Raw genomic sequence first — 1,019 nt, forward strand, 5'->3', positions numbered from 1 at the left:
CACGAACAAAACCGCCAATTACATAACTTTCAAGATTTAGTTCTTGAGATGCAATTGATATTATTCCGAAAATTTTATTATTTAATGATGATTTAAAATTCATTTTATACCGTTAATTCGCTAATTTATTTTTTGAATCGACTATTCTTTTATATTCTAAAGAAATTAAATTAAAATTTGCTAAAATTGCTAACTTATTTTCCGAAATTTTCAAGTAATTCAGACATTGATTATAATGATTAGCATTAAAACAATCGACAGTTTTGATTTCTAAAACAATTTTATCTTCTATAACAAAGTCAGCATAAAATTTATGTTTTAAATAAGAGTTTTTATATTTAACAGCATATTCTTTCTCTCTCTCAAATTTTATGTTATTTACTTTAAGTTCGTATTCTATTGCATCTTTGTAAACAATTTCTGAAAAACCTTTCCCCAAATTTTTATGAACTTCAAATAAAATTCCAACAATTTGATAACTTTCTTTTTTGTATATTAATTCTTCCAATTTAATGTTTTTTTCCGCTAATTAAATTATTTCTATTTTTTTTACAACTTAGATTCAAGTAATAAATACAACTGGGTTAAAAAAAATAAAAATTTGCGAATTAGCGGTTGATTGATTTTTAATTTCTTATTACTTTAACCTGATTGTCCAAAGCGATTTTAATAATTGTCGATGGATTACCACATTTTTTTTCGCGAGACAAATTTACAACATAGTCAACACCATTTATAATTTCTTTTGATATTTCTGAAAATGTCATTGGCGTAGGTTTTCCTGAAATATTTGCCGATGTCGAAACCAATGGTTTTCTTAACTTTTCTAATAATTTGAAACAAAATGAATCTTTTACTACTCTAATTCCCAAAGTGTTATCTGTTGCGATTAAGTTTTTTGCTACATTATGAGGTTTATCGAGAATTAAAGTAGTTGGTTTTTCGGACAAATCCATTATTTGCCATGCAACATCTGGAACTTCTTTAAAGGTGTTATGAATAATTTTATCGCCATTCAA

2 protein-coding genes are annotated in these 1,019 nt (G+C 25.3%); both read right to left on the reverse strand.

Features of this window, described 5'->3' with window-relative positions; all coding sequences use genetic code 11:
* Positions 1-112 precede the first annotated feature (112 nt).
* The gene (locus RMO83_RS16960) at positions 113-508 is read right to left on the reverse strand and encodes a GxxExxY protein (RefSeq protein ID WP_310560888.1); all 396 of its coding nucleotides are present in this window, start codon (positions 506-508) and stop codon (positions 113-115) included.
* A 118-nt stretch (positions 509-626) separates the two neighbouring features.
* Positions 627-1,019: Sua5/YciO/YrdC/YwlC family protein (locus tag RMO83_RS16965; RefSeq protein ID WP_310560889.1), on the reverse strand; the 393-nt coding region annotated here is incomplete at its 5' end.

The organism is Flavobacterium sp. (assembly GCF_031423415.1).
GTDB lineage: Bacteria > Bacteroidota > Bacteroidia > Flavobacteriales > Flavobacteriaceae > Flavobacterium.